Source organism: Calothrix sp. NIES-2098 (assembly GCF_963875125.1).
Classification (GTDB): Bacteria; Cyanobacteriota; Cyanobacteriia; order Cyanobacteriales; family Nostocaceae; genus Aulosira.
Map to the genome: position 1 here is coordinate 2,511,467 of NZ_CAWNKJ010000001.1, position 16,692 is coordinate 2,528,158.

Sequence of the window (16,692 nt, forward strand, 5' to 3'; positions counted from 1 at the left end):
CTTTCTCCTCAGCTTTCTTAACTGTGCTTCACGTAGCACTTTTGTTTAGGTCAATTACTAAGGTGTCTGATGTCTGGGACAGGAGCATTATCAGTTGGTAAAGCTTCTAGAAACAGAAAAGCGATCGCTTCCTGCTGTCGGTGGACTTTTCTATACTTTAATAGAATAGATGTAAAGCCTATATAATTTAAGCTGATTAAGCATAATTTCCCATGACCACTTCTAAACGCCGCTATCACATCACTACTTTTGGTTGCCAAATGAATAAAGCCGACTCAGAGCGCATGGCTGGCATTTTAGAAGACATGGGCTTTGAGTTTTCTGAAGATCCCAATTATGCAGATGTTATTCTCTACAATACCTGCACGATTCGGGATAATGCCGAGCAAAAAGTCTATTCTTACCTGGGTAGACAGGCGAAGCGCAAACACGAGCAGCCCGATTTAACATTAATTGTTGCTGGATGCGTTGCTCAACAGGAAGGCGAGAGTTTATTACGCCGCGTCCCCGAATTAGATTTGGTGATGGGGCCGCAACACGCCAACCGTCTCAAAGATTTGCTGGAATCGGTATTTGAAGGCAATCAAGTTGTAGCCACCGAGCCAGTTTACATTATGGAAGATATCACCCAGCCGCGACGGGATAGCAAAGTTACGGCTTGGGTGAATGTGATTTATGGCTGCAACGAACGCTGCACTTATTGCGTAGTCCCGAATGTGCGTGGTGTAGAACAATCCCGCACGCCAGAAGCGATTCGCGCCGAAATCGAAGAACTTGGAAGACAAGGTTATAAGGAAATTACCCTACTCGGTCAAAATATTGACGCTTATGGTCGTGACTTACCAGGAGTGACACCAGAAGGACGACATCTGCATACGTTCACAGATTTACTCTATTACGTGCATGATGTGCCAGGAGTTGAAAGATTCCGCTTTGCTACTAGCCATCCCCGTTATTTTACTGAGCGTTTAATTAAAGCTTGTGCCGAATTACCCAAGGTTTGCGAACACTTCCACATCCCCTTCCAATCTGGGGATAACGAAGTCTTGAAGGCAATGTCACGGGGTTATACCCATGAGAAGTACCGTCGAATAATTGATACAATTCGCCGTTATATGCCAGATGCATCGATTAGTGCCGATGCGATCGTCGGTTTTCCTGGGGAAACAGAAGCACAGTTTGAAAATACCTTGAAGCTAGTAGAAGATATTGGCTTCGATCAGTTGAATACAGCCGCCTATTCGCCACGTCCCGGAACACCCGCGGCTTTGTGGGAAAATCAATTGAGTGAAGAAGTAAAAAGCGATCGCCTACAAAGATTAAATCATTTAGTAGCGATTAAAGCCGCAGAGCGATCGCAACGTTACTTTGGCCGCATTGAGGAAGTTTTAGTAGAAGACCAAAACCCCAAAGATCCAACTCAAGTAATGGGACGCACGGGTGGTAATCGTCTAACTTTCTTTACTGGCGATATCAAGGAACTTAAAGGGCAATTGGTGAAGGTCAAAATCACCGAAGTTCGCGCTTTTAGCTTGACTGGCGAACCCATCGAAGTCCGAGAACCAATACCTGTTTAATTGTAAAATGCGATCGCCTGCAAAGATAAAATCATTTAGTAGTCATTAAAGTAGGCGATCGCATTCCAAATACTCTGAAATACTACACTCGAACAATATATATTGATATTTTTTATGAAATTAGTGATTGTAGCTAAACCTCGATAACAAAATATTCAGAGGCTTGCTGCGACGTAACCCAAATATTGATATTGTCAGAGTTCAAGAGGTTGGTTTAATAGCATGGAATTATGGCTAGTTGACATTAACCTTACATTAGTTGAAGCATGGAAGAAAGCTTTCACAAATTTTGATAATGTTTGCATCAAACATGGCAATATTCTTGAAATAGCCGAGAATACTATTGTTTCACCAACTAATAGTTATGGCTTCATGGATGGTGGAATTGACCTACTGTATACAGAGTTTTTTGGAATGACTCCGCAAACACGCTTACAAGAAGCAATCAAGAGTAGAGATGAAGGTTATTTACCAGTTGGAGCTAGCGTTTTAATTCCTACAGATAATGCACTTATTCCTTACATGATTTGTGTATCCACAATGCTGACACCAGAATCAGTACCAACCTACAATAGTTTCTATGCAATGATTGCTGTTTTGAATGCTGCATCCCGTTATTCTCAGATAGTTAAAAAAGTGTTTTGTCCAGGCCTTGCTACGGGTATTGGTGGTGTATTACCAGAATTAGCTGCACAGGAAATGGCTAATGCTTATCAAAAGTGGAGTTTGAGTAGAAGCTAATAAAAGTCGTGTGTCTTACCTCAACTCAACCTATTGGAATCAACAGTTTGGTGTTCAAATCAAGTAAATTGTGAAACTATGCTATCCATTGAGCAATTAACAGAACAAATAATGTCTTTACCCAGTGCTGCAAGAGCATTGCTAGCGGAAAAAATCGTAGAAAGCTTAGAGTTTGATACCGATCCTACAACTCAAGCAGCTTGGACTGCTGAAGCAAAGAGGCGACGAGATGAAATCCGAAGTGGTGTAGTACAACCAATTTCGGGGGAAGAAGCTCTAGTTCAAGTAAGACGGCTTCTTGAGTAATGAAGTATGTATTTCATGTAGATATTAAAGTAGACGAGCTTACCAAATACTCCCAAATACTACGCTCAAATAATATATATTGATATTTTTTATTAAATTGGCGATTTTTGTTGAAAAGATACTTGCAAAACTAGAGGCGCTGATAAATGTTGAGTAACCTTATACCGTTCGCTGCAATAGCAGGACTTGCGCCGCGTTGACTATTAGTTATACTTGCTCAAAAACTTGATCTTTTTCCCAAATAACTGATTTTTCCATTGTTCCAAGCTCCGCGAAAGCTTTGGCAGCTTTAAGGGTTGTATTAAGGTCAACACAGGATTTAGCAGGATAAACTCCTTCTTGCCCCCCAACTATCACAAATTCATCTATATCTGATTTAGATGGATCAACAAGATAGTGAAAACTTTCATTATCAAATGTTAAATAAACTACATATTTTCCTAAACCACCACCCACCGCCATGTGAGTTTCGCTATCTGTTTCTAATGTTACAAGCGTTTTTTGATGCCCATCCAACTCTCTAATAGCTGATTCTATTTCTTGCCAACTATGCGCTTGCTTTACACAACCCTTGTTCTGATTTCCAATCCAATTTTCAGTTGAAAATTGTGTTATGAACATAATTAACCTCACTTGAGTGTAATCGCCTGACGACCGCTAGGGCTAATAACTTCTACTTCTTCTAGATCGAGCTGTCTAGCCATTCCTTTCACACCCCCGTTCTGACCACATGCTCTACAAAGATCCCGATCAACTGTTAAACGCGCTCGACCTCCTTTGAATCCTGCATCAAAGGCTTGTTGAAAAGCATCAGCTTCAGCGTGCGTGCGACTAATTGGATTTACTTTAAGTGTAATCTTTCTGCGATTGGGATTACTGCCAGCACTGATACCAAAAAATACCCTACCACCTATCTCTAACTTTGCGATTGTAGCGCGATCGTTCTCACTACCTGCGGGAGGAAGACCAAGCTGTTGCCTATACTCTGCTAATTCCGCAAAAATAAGTTTCTCAATAAGCTGTTGCAGTTCTATGGCAGGAGCTAAAGTGTTGATATCTAGATTTTCTACTACCTCTTCCTCGCCAATAGGACAACTATAAACTACATAAGTCCATATCCCTGGATTACCTGCTTCAGCACTTTCACCCTCATAAAAAGTAACCGTTCCATCTTCTTCACACTCATAATAAGCTGAGTAAACATCTTCCCAACCGCAATCTGAGTTTTCTAGCACCCATCGAATTTTAGCTAATACGCCAACAATATGATGAGCTTCAGTTTCCCTCTGGACTAAACGCTCTCCTTCCCACTCAAAGTTGTGTAACTCAAGAGGCATTGCAACATAGCCTTGAAACAGAATTATGTTCTTTAAACTCGAATTTAAATAATAGCCTAATCCCTAATGTCCACCAAGTAATTTGTTGAATGAACTGAACGCGATCGCTTGTTAGAGTCTCAAGATTATTCTCTGATGAATTCGTAATACCCGCCCCTTGAGCATCGGCAGATTACTCTACTTTGAAGCGCGATCGCAGTTCAAAAATTGTTACATTTTGTATAGATAGACGAATAAATATTTTTTAAAGCTCCCACCATGTCTAACACTGTTTTACAGTCAGAGGAAAATTCTCTGAACGTAACATCCGAAATTCAAGCATCACAAGAGCTTCCTGCTGGGGGACGCGATCCAGAGCGCTTTGACTGGCAGGAGGTTTGGTATCCTGTACATTACATCGAAGATTTAGATAAATCCCAACTAACTCGCTTCACCTTGCTAGAGCGCGATATTGTACTGTGGTGGGATAAAAACGAACAGACATGGCGAGCCTTTACAGACCAATGTCCGCACCGTTTAGCACCACTTTCCGAAGGCCGAATTAATGAGGACGGATGGCTAGAATGTCCTTATCATGGCTGGGCTTTTTCTGGAACGGGTAAGTGCGAACTAATACCGCAACAAACAGAAGCCGGAAAGGCAGAAGTTTCTCAACGTGCTTGCGTTACTTCCCTACCTACTACAGTTCGTCAAGGGCTGTTGTTTGTCTATCCTGGGCGTCCAGAGAATGCACCGCACACCAAAGTTCCAATTGTTGATATTTTGGAAGAAGAATCTGAAGGCTGGGTTTGCCTGAATACCTTTCGAGACATACCTTATGATGCGCTGACGTTGATGGAAAACGTCCTCGACTCCAGCCACATCCCTTACACGCACCACCGCACCGTCGGCAACCGAGCTAATGTCTCTGCTGTAGAATTGGAGATTGTCGAATCAGGCAAATGGGGATTTAAAGGGGTTTGGGAAGAAGGGCCGCGCAAAGGAACTCTAGGACGTCAGGATACTACCTTTATTGCTCCTGGGTTGATGTGGCATGACCTGACTTCTAAGCAATTTGGCCGAACACTCACAGTAGTTTATGCAACTCCGATACGTAAAGGAGAATGTCGCTTATTTGCTCGCTTTCCCTTTAGGTTCTCCTCAAAATTACCGGGGCTATTTCTCAAGCTGACTCCACGCTGGTACTCGCACCTGAATCAAAATCATGTACTAGAAGACGATCAGATTTTCCTACATCACCAAGAAAGGTATCTGGAAAAACGCGGTGGCAGTGCTAATTTTAACAAGGCATTCTATTTGCCTACTAAAGCCGATCTTTTCGTTTCTCAGTTGCGTTCTTGGGTTAATCAATATAGTGCTGAGTCCTTCCCTGGTGAAACTCTCTCACCACCGCTACCCAAGGAATTATTGCTCGATAGATATCATTCTCACACGAAAAAATGTGCTAGCTGCCGCCCTGCCCTCCGTAACTTGCAACGGTTGCGGATGGGATTAGCGGTGGTGACAGCGCTTGTTTGGGGATTGCTTCCTTTACTAGTGTTGATTCAGGGTCAGGTGTCTCCCTTAACTGTGGCTATTTCCAGCCTAGGTATTTTACTAGGTGGCGGAATTTGGTTAGGCTTGGGTAAATTGGAGAGACGATTTTATCAAGGACAGGAAACGCCACCGCGAAATTTACCGGAGAAAGGTAGAAGGTAGTAGGTAATAAATAGATACTAAAAAAATGGGCGTTGCTGAATAGAGGGACGATTGAGGCTGACGCACAGATGCGATGATTATTTTTGATATGATATCCGGCAAATTACTTATGATACGTCATTGCGAGTGAAACGCAGTGGAACGACGCAATCGCAGGGTTTTTGAGATTGCTACTCTGCGAGAAGCCCTCCGGGTTCAGCAGTTGCTTCAAGTCGGGGAACCCGCCCAACGCACTGCTTCACCGCTCCGCGTCTACCCTCCGGTCGCAATGACGGCCGTTTGAACGGACATGATATGATGCAAATTCCAAAATTATCCCGCAATTATGCAACGCCAAAAAACATTTACAGTCATTGCGAACCAAGCGTAGACGCAAGTTCCCGCAGGTTAGGGTATCAATCCCAAAACTGGCCTTTTTCCAGTGCTTGTCATCAACTTTTGTAGGAATTACACCTGCTTTGAAAAAGCTATCAGCAACTTTTTGCTTAGATGAGATCGCCTCTTCAGACACAGGAAATAATTTTTGGGGGTGCTGTTGTTGTCCTTCTTGGACATCCTTGTAAACAATCTCTTCATCAAGATTGATGGCAGTTGCATAAATTTTCGACCATTTTTGGAGATTAGATTCGCGCCAGTTTTGCGACTTTTGTAACCGACAAAGAAAATCTGCGATCGCATTCAAAGAAGCAATAAACACAAATTACCACTCAAAATATCTTTTACAGATGAGAGCAGGGGAGTGTGGGGAATCACTACTGACCAATGACTACTCCAACAAATCCGGTTCTTCGCGCACAATCCTGTTGTAGAGTGGTTGAAAGCTAAACCAGCCTCCAGAATGGGTTCCTACTTGGCTATGAGTTAAAGTAGCGATTTCATGGTCAATGGAAATCGGTTTACCTGCTGCTTCAGCTAAAAGTTGCGCTTGAGCCGATCGCTCAAACGTAATATACCACCAAGCAGCTTCGTCTACTGTTCTTCCTACTGTCAAAAAGCCGTGATTGCGAAGGATGACAGCTTTTTTATCGCCTAATGCTTCAGCAATTCTTTTACCTTCAGAAGTATCTAGAACTACACCTTTATAGTCATCAAATAGGGTGTGGTCTTGATAAAAAGCACAAGCATCTTGAGTTAGAGGATCGAGTAAGCGACCCAGGCTTGACCAAGATTTACCGTGTAGCGAATGAGCGTGTGCTGCGGCAATTACATCAGGTCGGGCTTCATGTACCTGGGAATGAATAGCAAAGGCGGCGCGATTGACCGGAGCATCGCCTTTGACAACTTCACCTTCTCTATCTACCAAAATCAAGTCGGAAACACGGATATGTCCGAAGTATGTTCCTAACGGATTTACCCAAAAATGATCGGTAAATTCTGGGTCGCGGGCAGTAATATGACCTGCTATTCCTTCACTAAAACCAAAACGGGCAAATAAACGAAAGGCAGCCGCAAGGCGTTGTTTGCGGTAAAGGCGTTCTTCTTCAACTCGTTGAAAAACTGGTGGTTGGGGTCTATCGAATCTCGGCACGATCTTTCCTCTATTCCTTATATGGTGCGTTGGAATATCCCGAACGAAAAGACTTGGTAGTTCCTTGTTCGGGGTTATATTGGTTGGTGTCGCAAAATGCTCCCTGTTACCTCATCTCCTACCTCGCCGCAGTAGTTCCCAAAGGACACACCGAAGCTGCAATATCTACTCGTTGAGGCAGAATTTTCTGTTCTAGTAACCAGTCAGTGGTTTTCTGAAGATTGGCTATATCTTCTGTACTGGGAAAGACGTAAGACTCCGGGCCGCGATTCTTCGTTGCTTGCTTGGCTACAGCCTGAGAAACTTTTAGTTCTTTAACCATAAAATCGGCCGCAGCATCGCTATGCTGATTCAGCCATTCACCATCTTGACTCAAAGCCGTCAGAGCAGATTTGATGGCTACAGGATTCTCTTTCGCAGCATCACCACGCACAACCAGAATGCCATAGGTAGGAGCAGGGTGTGTAGTCGTGATTCGTCGTGCCTTATGCTCTAGTTCCGCAATGGAAATATAAGGTTCCCAAACTGCCCAAGCATCTACAGAACCTTGGTAAAGAGCAGGTGCCGCATCATTTGGCGACAAGTACACTCGCTGGACTTTTTCTTTGGGGATATTTTCTTTCTCTAATACTTTTAACAACAAGTATTCACCTGCACCTCCTTGATTCACAGCTACTTTTTTACCTATTAAATCAGCAGGTTTACGAATAGAAGAATTACCGCGAACTAAGATGGCATTACCTAAAGAATCGGCTTTAGGACGCTGTACAGAACCAATACATAGCGGCTGTCCCGCAGCAATTCCGGAAATGGTAGGAATATCGCCACATCCACCAATGTCTGCTCGATTACCATTGAGAGCAGCTAGAAGTGTGGCACAACGGTCAAATGGCCCAGTCCATTCAACTTTGATATTTTGAGCTGATAGCTGACGTTCTAAATCACCACGCTGGCGTGAAATGGGAATAATCCCACCTTTTTGGTATCCCAAGCGAACTACATTACTTTTTTCTGTAGTTTGATTGCTACTGACAACTTTTGAGGCGGAATCTGAGTTACCTGCAACCTTAACTGATGGTTGTTGGCTACAACTAGAAACTATCAAACTCAGACATGAAACTGTAACCAAAAAGATTTTATTGGCAGAATACATTTGCCGATCGCGAAAGCTATGCCGTTTTAAATAATTCACCACAATTTATTCCTTCATCTCAATGGTTCAAATTTGAAGCAGCAGCCATATCGATGTCATACGAAAACTTAAACTACTGTAAATTGACTGATATACAGTAGTTTATTGAAATTAGGATACCATCTTTTAATTAGCTACCAAAATCAAGTCAATATTTCTTTATTTCGGAACCAACGAATTAAACCTCAAGAGTTATAGTATGTATGTTATGGCTCGAAGGCTGGTGTAATTGACTAATTTTATAGTTAAAACACAGCTAAGACAGCGCCTTGATATTTTTGATTGATAAAATCTTTGACTCTGCTATCAACTAAGAGTTTATTCAGCTTTTGAATTTTTGGGTCGTTTTCTTGATTCTGCAAAGTGACTAATCCCACCGCATAACGTTTTTGGGCTAATGTCTCTTGGACTAAAGGTTGTAGTTTTAACCCTGCTTGTAGACGTAAACCAGCAGAGAAGACAGCTAAATCGACATCAGGTAAAGAACGCACAATTGCAGGCCCTTCTAACTCCTGAAATTGCAGATTTTTAGGATTAGCAACGATATCTTGGACAGTTGCAAGTTCTCCTGCATTAGTCTTGAGCTTGATTATACCTTGGTCTGCCAGTAATCTTAAAGAGCGATCGCCGTTGCTTCTATCTTTATAAATAGCGATTTTCGCTTTAGCTGGGATGTCATTTAAAGATTTAATTTTCTGAGAATAAATCCCCAGTGGGGTTAAAAAACCAGGATTCAGCATCACCAGATTTAAATTGAGTTGCTTGGCAGCATTCTTCATAAAAGGAATATGCTGAAAATAGTTAGCATCTATTTCTCCATCTTTCAATGCTGCATTTGGTTGTATCCAATCATTAAACTTGACTATCTGGATATCTAAACCTTCATTAGAGGCTAAATTATCTTTTACATATTTCAAAATATCCTCAGAAATTACTGCCCACACTCCTACTTTAACTACCTCTTTTTGTTGATTTACTGTAACTGGAGAGGCTGTTGTATTTGCAGTATTGTTAGATGATGTGCCTCGATCGTTATTACAGGCTGAAACAATCATAGATGCTGCAAAAGAACTAACAGCCATGATTAAAAACCGACGTTTCATCTTAGATGATTCCTCTAAAATACTGGTATTAATCTGCCCTTATATTCTTGATTGATGAAATCTCTAACTTGGGGATTTATAAGCAAGTTATTTAACTTTTGAATTTTTTGTTCATTTTCTCGTCCCTGCAATGTGACTAAAGCAAGAGCATATTTTTTATCCTTAACTGTTTCTGCTCCCATAGAATTAGGTTCTATCCCCGCTAAAGCCACAGTTTGAGCCGAAGAAACAATGAAATCTACATCATTAATCGCTCGAACAACTTGGACACCTTCTAATTCTTTAATTTTCAAACTTTTAGGATTAGCTGCAATATCTCTTTGCGTCACAAATTCGCCAATATTATCTTTTAACTTAATGAGACCATTAGCTGCTAATAATCTCAGTCCTCTATCATTATTAATTACATCATTAGCAATGGTCACAGTGGCATTTTGAGGAATTTCATTAATTGACTTGAGATTTTTAGAAAAAAAGCCCCAGAGTATTTAGATAAATTGTATTCAACGGCACCAGATTAATTTTCAGTTCCTTCGCAGCATTATTCATAAAAGGTTTATGCTGAAAGAAATTAGCATCAATTACCTTATCTCTTAATGCTGTATTAGGCTGTATCCAGTCATTAAATTTTACTACCTCAATTTCTAATTTTTCTTGAGGTGCAAGATTCTTGTTAACAAATTTCAAAATATCTTCGGAAACTATCCCAGTAACCCCTACTTTAATAGTCTCCTCTTCTTCAGCCTTAGCAACAGTTCCAGAAATTCGGCTACAACCTGCAAACAAAAGTGAAGCGGTAAATGCACTTCCTGCTGTCAGGAAGAAACGGCGATTAGTTTTCGTCAAGAAAAGTAAATTTTGCTGTTTCTTCATAAACAAATTTAAAATTGACAATTAATTAAATCTCACGCAAAGACGCAGAGACGCAAAGAATGCAGCAAAGTATCTCTCAAAAAACTCTGCGTACATCTGCGTTAAAAAAATTACTTCTTCCGCAACTGTCGTGCTAACAAATCACCAAAAAACTGGATAATTTGTACTAGCAAAATCAGCACAATAATTGTGGCAAACATGACTCCCACATCAAAACGTTGATAGCCGTATTGAATTGCTAAATTACCCAAGCCACCGCCACCAACAGCCCCAGCCATTGCAGAAGAATTCAAGAGACTCACAATTAAAATTGTCACCCCCAAAACAATCGAGGGTAACGCCTCTGGAATCAAAACTTTTAAAACAATTTGCCAATAGTCGCAACCCATTGCTTCTGCTGCTTCTATTAACCCTTTATCTACTTCGAGAATACTAGTTTCTGCAATGCGTCCAAAGAAGGGAATCGCGGCGAGAGTTAGAGGAACAAGTGCGGCGGTACTACCGATAGAAGTACCAACAATTAATCGCGTTAAAGGTGTGAGGACTACAAGTAAAATAATAAATGGAAAAGAGCGCCCAGTATTAACTATTGCACTTAATATTTTGTTGAGTTTGGGGGCATAGAGAACATTACCAGGGCTAGTCATTACTAACAATAAACCCACAGGTAAACCCAAAAGTATTGCTACAGCAGCGGAGACTCCCACCATGTAAAAAGTCTCCTGACTTGCAAGCAATAAACTGTTAATTAATTCCCATCCTTGCATTAATGCACCTCAACTGCATATTCTGAGTTATGTAAGTATTCCAAAGCTTGCGTTACCTTGATACCTGCAAGTTCAACTTGAAACTGACCGACACGGCGATCGCCTACCGTTTCCACGCTACCATTGAGGATATTCACATCAACATCAAAGCGACGCGCCAAGGTAGTAAATATAGAATTTCTCGCACTTTCGTCAGCAAATGCGACTGTTGCCAAAACTGCTCCAGGACTAGGTATATAGTTATGAGAACGGGGAAAGAACTCTCTAGCTAATAAAGAATCAGGTTGGGATGCTAAATCAGTGACATTACCTTGTTCTACAATCTTCCCAGCATGGAGTATCGCCACACTATCGCAGATTTGTTTGACTACACCCATTTCATGGGTAATCAGCAAAATTGTCAGCCCCATGCGTTTATTCAGGTCACGCAATAGTTCTAAAATTGAGCGTGTCGTTTGGGGATCGAGGGCTGATGTTGCTTCGTCAGAAAGTAATACATTAGGTTCTCCCGCTAAGGCGCGCGCAATTCCCACCCGTTGCTTTTGTCCCCCAGAAAGTTGTGCGGGGTAAGCATTGGCTTTACCTTCCAAACCCACCAATGAAAGCAATTCTTCGACTTTAGCTTTGCGTCGTAATTTGCTATAACCAATCACCTCCAACGGGAAAGCGATATTTTCAGCTACGGTTCTGCAACTGAGTAAATTAAAGTGTTGAAAAATCATTCCTATACGCTGGCGTGCTTGACGCAAAGCTACGCCGCTAAGAGATGTGATTTCTTCTCCATTAACTCTTACGTAACCAGATGTAGGTTTTTCCAATTGATTAACGCAGCGAATTAAAGTACTTTTACCTGCGCCACTTTGTCCTAATACGCCAAAGATTTCCCCTGCTTTAACATGAAGATTTACACCATCTAAAGCGACTATTTTATGTTCGCCTTGATGGTAAATTTTGCGAATATCAATAAACTCTATCATTTACAAACTTCTCCATAGATATTAAGTGAAATTATTTTACTTTTTGCGCCTTTGCGTCTTTGCGTGATACGAACCGCGAAGACACGAAGGGCACAAAGAGAAGAGAGTTTTTAAGGAATAGGAAGTACTGCGCCTTGATATTTTTCTCTAATAAATTGCTTTACTTTGTCATCGCGTAGCAATTTATGCAGTTTTTGAATTCTCGGATCGTTTTCTTTTCCTGCTAATGTAGTTACAGTCACCGCATAAAGTGGATTTTGTGCAGACTCTATTGCTAAAGCATCTTTATCTGTTTTCATCCCAGATTGCACAACCCAATTACCTGTAATTCCTGCTAAATCCACATCAGGAAGAGTAGGGATTGCTTGCGCTCCAGGTATCTCTTTAATTAGCAAGTTTTTCGGATTTTCAATAATATCTTTGGGACTAGCAGGTTGGGAATTGGGTTTGAGTTTAATTAGCTTTGCTTCTTCTAATACTTTTAAAGCGCGATGAGCATTGCTAATATCATCAGGAATTGTGACTAAAGCTTTGTTAGGAACCTCCGCTAGAGATTTATATTTTTTAGAAAATATCCCTACAGGGTTTAAATGTATCTGGGGAGTAAAAGCGTACATTTGAAGATTTTTGCGCTTGCCATAATCTTCCATATAGGGGATATGTTGGAAGTAATTAGCATCGATTTGTCCATCTTTTAACGCAGTATTATTCTGAACTGGATCGTTAAAAGTGACAATTTCAATATCTAATCCTGCTTCTGGCGCGAGATTTTTTTTCACAAATTCCAAAATTTCTCCAGCCGGAACTGGTGAAACTCCGACTTTGATTTTATCTTTTGCTTTTGTTGCAACTGTATTTGCAGCCGTTGTGGCTGTAGGACTATTTGTGGTGTTAGTGGCATTATTTTGCTGCGAACTACAACTAGTGACTGTAGCTAGAAAAGATGCAGTTGCTATCACAAAAAACCGACGTTTAATATTCATGCGATCGCCTTTCTTAAATCTTGACAAAATCCCACTTTCATGAATAGATAAATCCCCGCACAAATCACAAATGACAAACTCACCATTTCTGATCGGGAACCCAATTATAATTTTTGTCCTTCACATCTATCTTTTTCGGAATAATCTTTAGTTCATAGAAGGTATCCGCCATTCTTTGTAACCCTGAAAGTACTTCATCGGTTACAGGTAAGACACTGCGATCACCTCCTCTCTGTTCCACAATTTCCATTGTTGGTTCGTCAATTTTGTAGAGTTTGGAAAGCAATTTGGCAGAATCCTTGTAATTATTTTTTGACCAAGAACCTGCTTTCTCTAATTCTTGTAAAATTATCTTGACAATATCGGGATGGTCGCGCACAAAATCGGGAGCAGCATAATAGAATGAAGGGCTTTCTAAAGGAGCGCGATCGCCAAATACTGTGGAATTATCTGCTAACAAACGAGTGCGAAGTTTACGTTCAGCTTGTGCTGTGTAAGGGTCCCAAATCAACCATGCATCAATATCACCACGTTCAAATGCTGGTAAAGCTTCTGCTGGAGTCAGATACAAAGGTTGAATATCTGTGAATTTTAATCCCACCTTTTCTAAGGCACGAACTATAATATAGTGCTGTCCCGAACCTTTAGCAAAAGCAACTTTTTTACCTTTCAAATCCGGCAGTGTTTTAATAGGTGAATCTTCTTTCACTAAAATAGCTGAACCTCTAGTACTACCAACTCCAGCAGCTACTCTCACAAATGGTTTATCGCTAGCTTGTGCAAATACGCTTCCTGTACCGCCACCACCACCGAAAACAATACTACCTACACCCATTCCTTCCAAAAGTGGCGCAGTAGAAGAAAATTCACTCCATGTCACAGTTATACCTTGAGGTTGTAAGCGTTTCTCTAAACTTCCCTGTGCTTTCAGAATATTTAAAAGTGCCATCCCTTTTTGATGACCCATTTTTAGCACTGTTAACTGGCTTTTCTGCGGTTCTTGTTTCGCAGCATTGGCAGAATTTATATTATTATGTGATGTACATGAGGCGAGGGTAAGGCTTAAGACAAAACCAATGATAAAAAATAGAATAAATGTCTTAAGGTTGGATTTAGAGATTATTTTAAAATAAATCTCTTTAATCCAAGATAATAGTTGATTTGCTAGTTGAGTTATCATATTTACTCCTTTGTTAAAGGATAGATTTTCCTAGAACAGAAAATTTAAATTTAAAAGTAAAACAAGTATTAATATTTTGGAAATTGCTTAGAGATTAAAGATTTGAAAAATACGGATATTTATCCTGCTATCTTGCATTATTATTTGATTGTTTGCGCTTCTGTATGAGCAAAAAAATCAATTTATTTTGAATTTTTGAATTGCTTAATTAGTACTTTTTTCAAAAAGCCCCCCTGAAATAAGGGGGGTAAGAGCAAAAGAACGCTTTTGGAAACACTACTACATCACTCACTCACACTCACAAGCTGGGGAAGTTTGGCAATAGGAATATCGAGGAAGTAAGATAATACTTCTCGTCGCCAAGCATCGTAAATAATTCCTAGTCCTTCAATTTCTGCGCCTGTAGCATCGCGGACAATTTGCCAATGTTTTTTCAAATAAGGATTGCGTCGCCGTTGTCCTTCTTCATCTAGTTCTAATAACTGCGCTGCTATTTCTGCTTTTTCTGTTGGTGAGGCTTTATCGTATTTACTTTGCCACCAAGCTAAAACTCCGAAACGGTGAACGGCTTCATCAGGTAAAATTGTCTGACTGGCAAATTGAGAAGTTACTGGATCGACAATTTTTGTAGTACGGCTGTTTAAAATTAACTGGGCAACTATATGCAGTTCATAGTGTAATTCAAAGGCTATGAAACCCAACCAATTACGAATGGGTAAATCTCCCATAAATTCCCAGTGATTTTTTACTTCTTCGACAATCTTTTCTGTAGGGTCTTGTCCTGATAATTCCCAGACTCGCTGACGAGTAAATTGGGCGTGTGCGCCATCATCACCAATTTGACGACTTAAAAATAGGTGCAGTTCTGGGTCTGGTATTTGGTCAATAATTTTGCTGCAAACTTGGACAATATATAAGTCGTGGGCGGCACCACCTATACGGAAGCGATAGAATTTCTCGAACTCTTCTGCTGTTGTCAACTGTCGCGGTTCTTGTACGCGAGTGGTAGGAAAGTGTGGGGCGTGCTGGGCTATGAGTTTATCAATAGTTTCAATTTCAAACTCGGTTGTCCAAGCGGGACGAGTTAAGGTTGCAGTCATATAGCTTTCCTTAATAAGTATTGCAATTAAGCTACTAGTTCTAAAGAACGCACTCGCGGCATGACTTCTTCATAAAAGCGCTTCATTTCTGGGGCGAAAGGTTGGAATTGCAGCATGAAAGTATCAACACCCACACTCACGAAATCTGCAATTCTTGCTGCTACTGTGTCGTAGCTACCAACTAACCCTGCGGCTGTACCGCCATTACTCCCCACACCTGGATATTTGGCCATATTCTTGAACATCACTACTTCTGGTTCCACACCTTTCATCAGTTCAGTTCTGTCATCCTGTTTAGCAAGTTCCAGAAGATATTGATATTCTGCTTGGGCTTGGGCTTCAGTAGGTCGGGCAATGACAAAGGCTGACATGGCAAACTTCAAGGAATTGGGTTTTTTGCGATCGCGCTTTCTAACATCAGCAATAGTTTCTCTAATGACATCCAATGGCCGACCATTGAGAAAAAACACATCCGCTGCTTGCATTGCCAGATTTTTCGCTGCATCCGACTCTCCTCCCAGATACACGCGAGGATGGGGTTGGGTTACCGGACGCGGACGCAAGCATAAATCGCTAATCTGAAAGTATTCGCTTTGGTAATTAACTCTTTCTCCACTCCACAAAGCTTTGACTACTTCAATCCACTCTTGGGAATAGCGATAACGCTCATCATGAGGTAGGAAAGGTATGCCGGATTTTTGCAATTCCGGCATAAACCAGGCGCTAACCAAATTGACTGCAAACCGTCCTTCACTAATCGCATCAATATTTAATGCCATTTTTGCCAGTACTACTGGATGAAATAGCAAGGGTTTAATTGCGGCGATAATTTCTATTGATTGAGTTGCTTCTGCTAGGGCGGCTGCGGTTGTCCAAGTCTCTAGCTGGTCTAATTCTTGATTCCTGGGATTGATGATGTGTTCGGCGATGAGAGTGGTCGTAAACCCGTATGCTTCTGCTAGTCGAACTAGCTGCTTGGCTCTTTGGTAGCTAGCATCACGGGGTTCGTGCGGGTGGTTCATCGCGCCACAGTTACCATAAACGGGAATCCAGATCCCATAGCGTGGCTGAGACATATCTACACCCTCTTTAACTAGAGGTCAAAATCTTCTGGCATTTTTAGGTGAATACTTTTTGCAGATAAAATACGTTTTATCTACCGATTTACCGTAGTATGCTATATAATAATTTCATAAATAGCTGACAAATGCAATGGGATAAGCTAAACAAAATCTAAAATTTCAAGTTTACCTGACAAAAAAAGCATTCTGAATATCAGGTTTCAATTTCCTAGATTTATTACGCTGGGCGTTTCAGTTGTCATGTGTCA

Annotated in this window: 18 protein-coding genes; 4 read left to right on the top strand and 14 right to left on the bottom strand. The window is 41.0% G+C overall.

What is annotated here, in order from left to right:
* Positions 1-212 precede the first annotated feature (212 nt).
* From miaB to AACU33_RS10560, 3 genes are all read left to right on the top strand, one after another.
* Positions 213-1,577, top strand: a complete 1,365-nt coding sequence (gene miaB, locus AACU33_RS10550) for a tRNA (N6-isopentenyl adenosine(37)-C2)-methylthiotransferase MiaB (RefSeq protein WP_096588459.1) — start codon at positions 213-215, stop codon at positions 1,575-1,577.
* Between the two features lie 222 nt (positions 1,578-1,799).
* Positions 1,800-2,318: a macro domain-containing protein gene (locus AACU33_RS10555; RefSeq protein ID WP_096588460.1), complete on the top strand. Its 519-nt coding sequence runs from the start codon at positions 1,800-1,802 to the stop codon at positions 2,316-2,318.
* Between the two features lie 78 nt (positions 2,319-2,396).
* Complete coding sequence (locus AACU33_RS10560) at positions 2,397-2,624, top strand: addiction module protein (RefSeq protein ID WP_096588461.1); 228 nt, start codon at positions 2,397-2,399, stop codon at positions 2,622-2,624.
* A gap of 207 nt (positions 2,625-2,831) precedes the next feature.
* Here AACU33_RS10560 and AACU33_RS10565 read toward each other — a convergent pair whose 3' ends face one another.
* Both AACU33_RS10565 and AACU33_RS10570 read right to left on the bottom strand, forming a co-directional pair.
* Positions 2,832-3,245 carry an Imm1 family immunity protein gene (locus AACU33_RS10565; protein ID WP_096588462.1) on the bottom strand — a complete coding sequence of 138 codons (414 nt, stop codon included), beginning with the start codon at positions 3,243-3,245 and terminating at the stop codon, positions 2,832-2,834.
* An 8-nt stretch (positions 3,246-3,253) separates the two neighbouring features.
* The gene (locus tag AACU33_RS10570) at positions 3,254-3,961 is read right to left on the bottom strand and encodes a deaminase (RefSeq protein ID WP_339375906.1); all 708 of its coding nucleotides are present in this window, start codon (positions 3,959-3,961) and stop codon (positions 3,254-3,256) included.
* A gap of 258 nt (positions 3,962-4,219) precedes the next feature.
* Here AACU33_RS10570 and AACU33_RS10575 point away from each other — a divergent pair, with 258 nt between their 5' ends.
* Positions 4,220-5,659: an aromatic ring-hydroxylating dioxygenase subunit alpha gene (locus AACU33_RS10575; protein WP_096588463.1), complete on the top strand. Its 1,440-nt coding sequence runs from the start codon at positions 4,220-4,222 to the stop codon at positions 5,657-5,659.
* A gap of 238 nt (positions 5,660-5,897) precedes the next feature.
* Here the strand turns inward: AACU33_RS10575 and AACU33_RS10580 are convergent, their stop codons facing one another.
* From AACU33_RS10580 to AACU33_RS10635, 12 genes are all read right to left on the bottom strand, one after another.
* Positions 5,898-6,356, bottom strand: a complete 459-nt coding sequence (locus AACU33_RS10580) for a hypothetical protein (protein ID WP_096588464.1) — start codon at positions 6,354-6,356, stop codon at positions 5,898-5,900.
* Between the two features lie 69 nt (positions 6,357-6,425).
* Entirely contained in the window at positions 6,426-7,187 is a 762-nt protein-coding gene (locus AACU33_RS10585; protein WP_096588465.1) for a class II aldolase/adducin family protein, read from the bottom strand.
* Between the two features lie 118 nt (positions 7,188-7,305).
* Positions 7,306-8,382 carry an aliphatic sulfonate ABC transporter substrate-binding protein gene (locus tag AACU33_RS10590; protein ID WP_339375907.1) on the bottom strand — a complete coding sequence of 359 codons (1,077 nt, stop codon included), beginning with the start codon at positions 8,380-8,382 and terminating at the stop codon, positions 7,306-7,308.
* Between the two features lie 242 nt (positions 8,383-8,624).
* The gene (locus AACU33_RS10595) at positions 8,625-9,482 is read right to left on the bottom strand and encodes a MetQ/NlpA family ABC transporter substrate-binding protein (protein WP_096588466.1); all 858 of its coding nucleotides are present in this window, start codon (positions 9,480-9,482) and stop codon (positions 8,625-8,627) included.
* A gap of 14 nt (positions 9,483-9,496) precedes the next feature.
* Positions 9,497-9,907, bottom strand: coding sequence for a MetQ/NlpA family ABC transporter substrate-binding protein (locus tag AACU33_RS10600; RefSeq protein WP_339375908.1), 411 nt, complete (start codon positions 9,905-9,907; stop codon positions 9,497-9,499).
* 40 nt (positions 9,908-9,947) lie between these two features.
* Positions 9,948-10,355, bottom strand: a complete 408-nt coding sequence (locus AACU33_RS10605) for a MetQ/NlpA family ABC transporter substrate-binding protein (RefSeq protein WP_339375909.1) — start codon at positions 10,353-10,355, stop codon at positions 9,948-9,950.
* 110 nt (positions 10,356-10,465) lie between these two features.
* Positions 10,466-11,122, bottom strand: a complete 657-nt coding sequence (locus tag AACU33_RS10610; RefSeq protein WP_096588467.1) for a methionine ABC transporter permease — start codon at positions 11,120-11,122, stop codon at positions 10,466-10,468.
* Positions 11,122-12,099, bottom strand: coding sequence for a methionine ABC transporter ATP-binding protein (locus AACU33_RS10615; RefSeq protein WP_096588468.1), 978 nt, complete (start codon positions 12,097-12,099; stop codon positions 11,122-11,124). The genes AACU33_RS10610 and AACU33_RS10615 overlap by 1 nt, the downstream gene beginning before the upstream one ends.
* 110 nt (positions 12,100-12,209) lie before the next feature.
* Positions 12,210-13,109 (bottom strand): MetQ/NlpA family ABC transporter substrate-binding protein, encoded by a 900-nt coding sequence (locus AACU33_RS10620; protein WP_339375910.1) that lies wholly within the window; start codon positions 13,107-13,109, stop codon positions 12,210-12,212.
* 52 nt (positions 13,110-13,161) lie between these two features.
* A complete protein-coding gene (locus AACU33_RS10625) occupies positions 13,162-14,262 on the bottom strand; it encodes an aliphatic sulfonate ABC transporter substrate-binding protein (protein ID WP_096588470.1) in 1,101 nt (366 codons plus the stop codon).
* Positions 14,263-14,546: 284 nt separating this feature from the next.
* Positions 14,547-15,362, bottom strand: coding sequence for a hypothetical protein (locus AACU33_RS10630; protein WP_096588471.1), 816 nt, complete (start codon positions 15,360-15,362; stop codon positions 14,547-14,549).
* Positions 15,363-15,388: 26 nt separating this feature from the next.
* The gene (locus AACU33_RS10635; protein ID WP_096588472.1) at positions 15,389-16,438 is read right to left on the bottom strand and encodes an LLM class flavin-dependent oxidoreductase; all 1,050 of its coding nucleotides are present in this window, start codon (positions 16,436-16,438) and stop codon (positions 15,389-15,391) included.
* Between the last annotated feature and the right edge of the window lie 254 nt (positions 16,439-16,692).

Excerpts from the sequence above, each read along its gene's own strand:
- miaB (WP_096588459.1), top strand. The coding sequence starts at position 213 with ATGACCACTTCTAAACGCCGCTATCACATCACTACTTTTGGTTGCCAA.
- AACU33_RS10555 (WP_096588460.1), top strand. The coding sequence starts at position 1,800 with ATGGAATTATGGCTAGTTGACATTAACCTTACATTAGTTGAAGCATGG.
- AACU33_RS10560 (WP_096588461.1), top strand. The coding sequence starts at position 2,397 with ATGCTATCCATTGAGCAATTAACAGAACAAATAATGTCTTTACCCAGT.
- AACU33_RS10565 (WP_096588462.1), bottom strand. The coding sequence starts at position 3,245 with ATGTTCATAACACAATTTTCAACTGAAAATTGGATTGGAAATCAGAAC.
- AACU33_RS10570 (WP_339375906.1), bottom strand. The coding sequence starts at position 3,961 with ATGCCTCTTGAGTTACACAACTTTGAGTGGGAAGGAGAGCGTTTAGTC.
- AACU33_RS10575 (WP_096588463.1), top strand. The coding sequence starts at position 4,220 with ATGTCTAACACTGTTTTACAGTCAGAGGAAAATTCTCTGAACGTAACA.
- AACU33_RS10595 (WP_096588466.1), bottom strand. The coding sequence starts at position 9,482 with ATGAAACGTCGGTTTTTAATCATGGCTGTTAGTTCTTTTGCAGCATCT.
- AACU33_RS10605 (WP_339375909.1), bottom strand. The coding sequence starts at position 10,355 with ATGAAGAAACAGCAAAATTTACTTTTCTTGACGAAAACTAATCGCCGT.
- AACU33_RS10610 (WP_096588467.1), bottom strand. The coding sequence starts at position 11,122 with ATGCAAGGATGGGAATTAATTAACAGTTTATTGCTTGCAAGTCAGGAG.
- AACU33_RS10615 (WP_096588468.1), bottom strand. The coding sequence starts at position 12,099 with ATGATAGAGTTTATTGATATTCGCAAAATTTACCATCAAGGCGAACAT.
- AACU33_RS10625 (WP_096588470.1), bottom strand. The coding sequence starts at position 14,262 with ATGATAACTCAACTAGCAAATCAACTATTATCTTGGATTAAAGAGATT.
- AACU33_RS10630 (WP_096588471.1), bottom strand. The coding sequence starts at position 15,362 with ATGACTGCAACCTTAACTCGTCCCGCTTGGACAACCGAGTTTGAAATT.
- AACU33_RS10635 (WP_096588472.1), bottom strand. The coding sequence starts at position 16,438 with ATGTCTCAGCCACGCTATGGGATCTGGATTCCCGTTTATGGTAACTGT.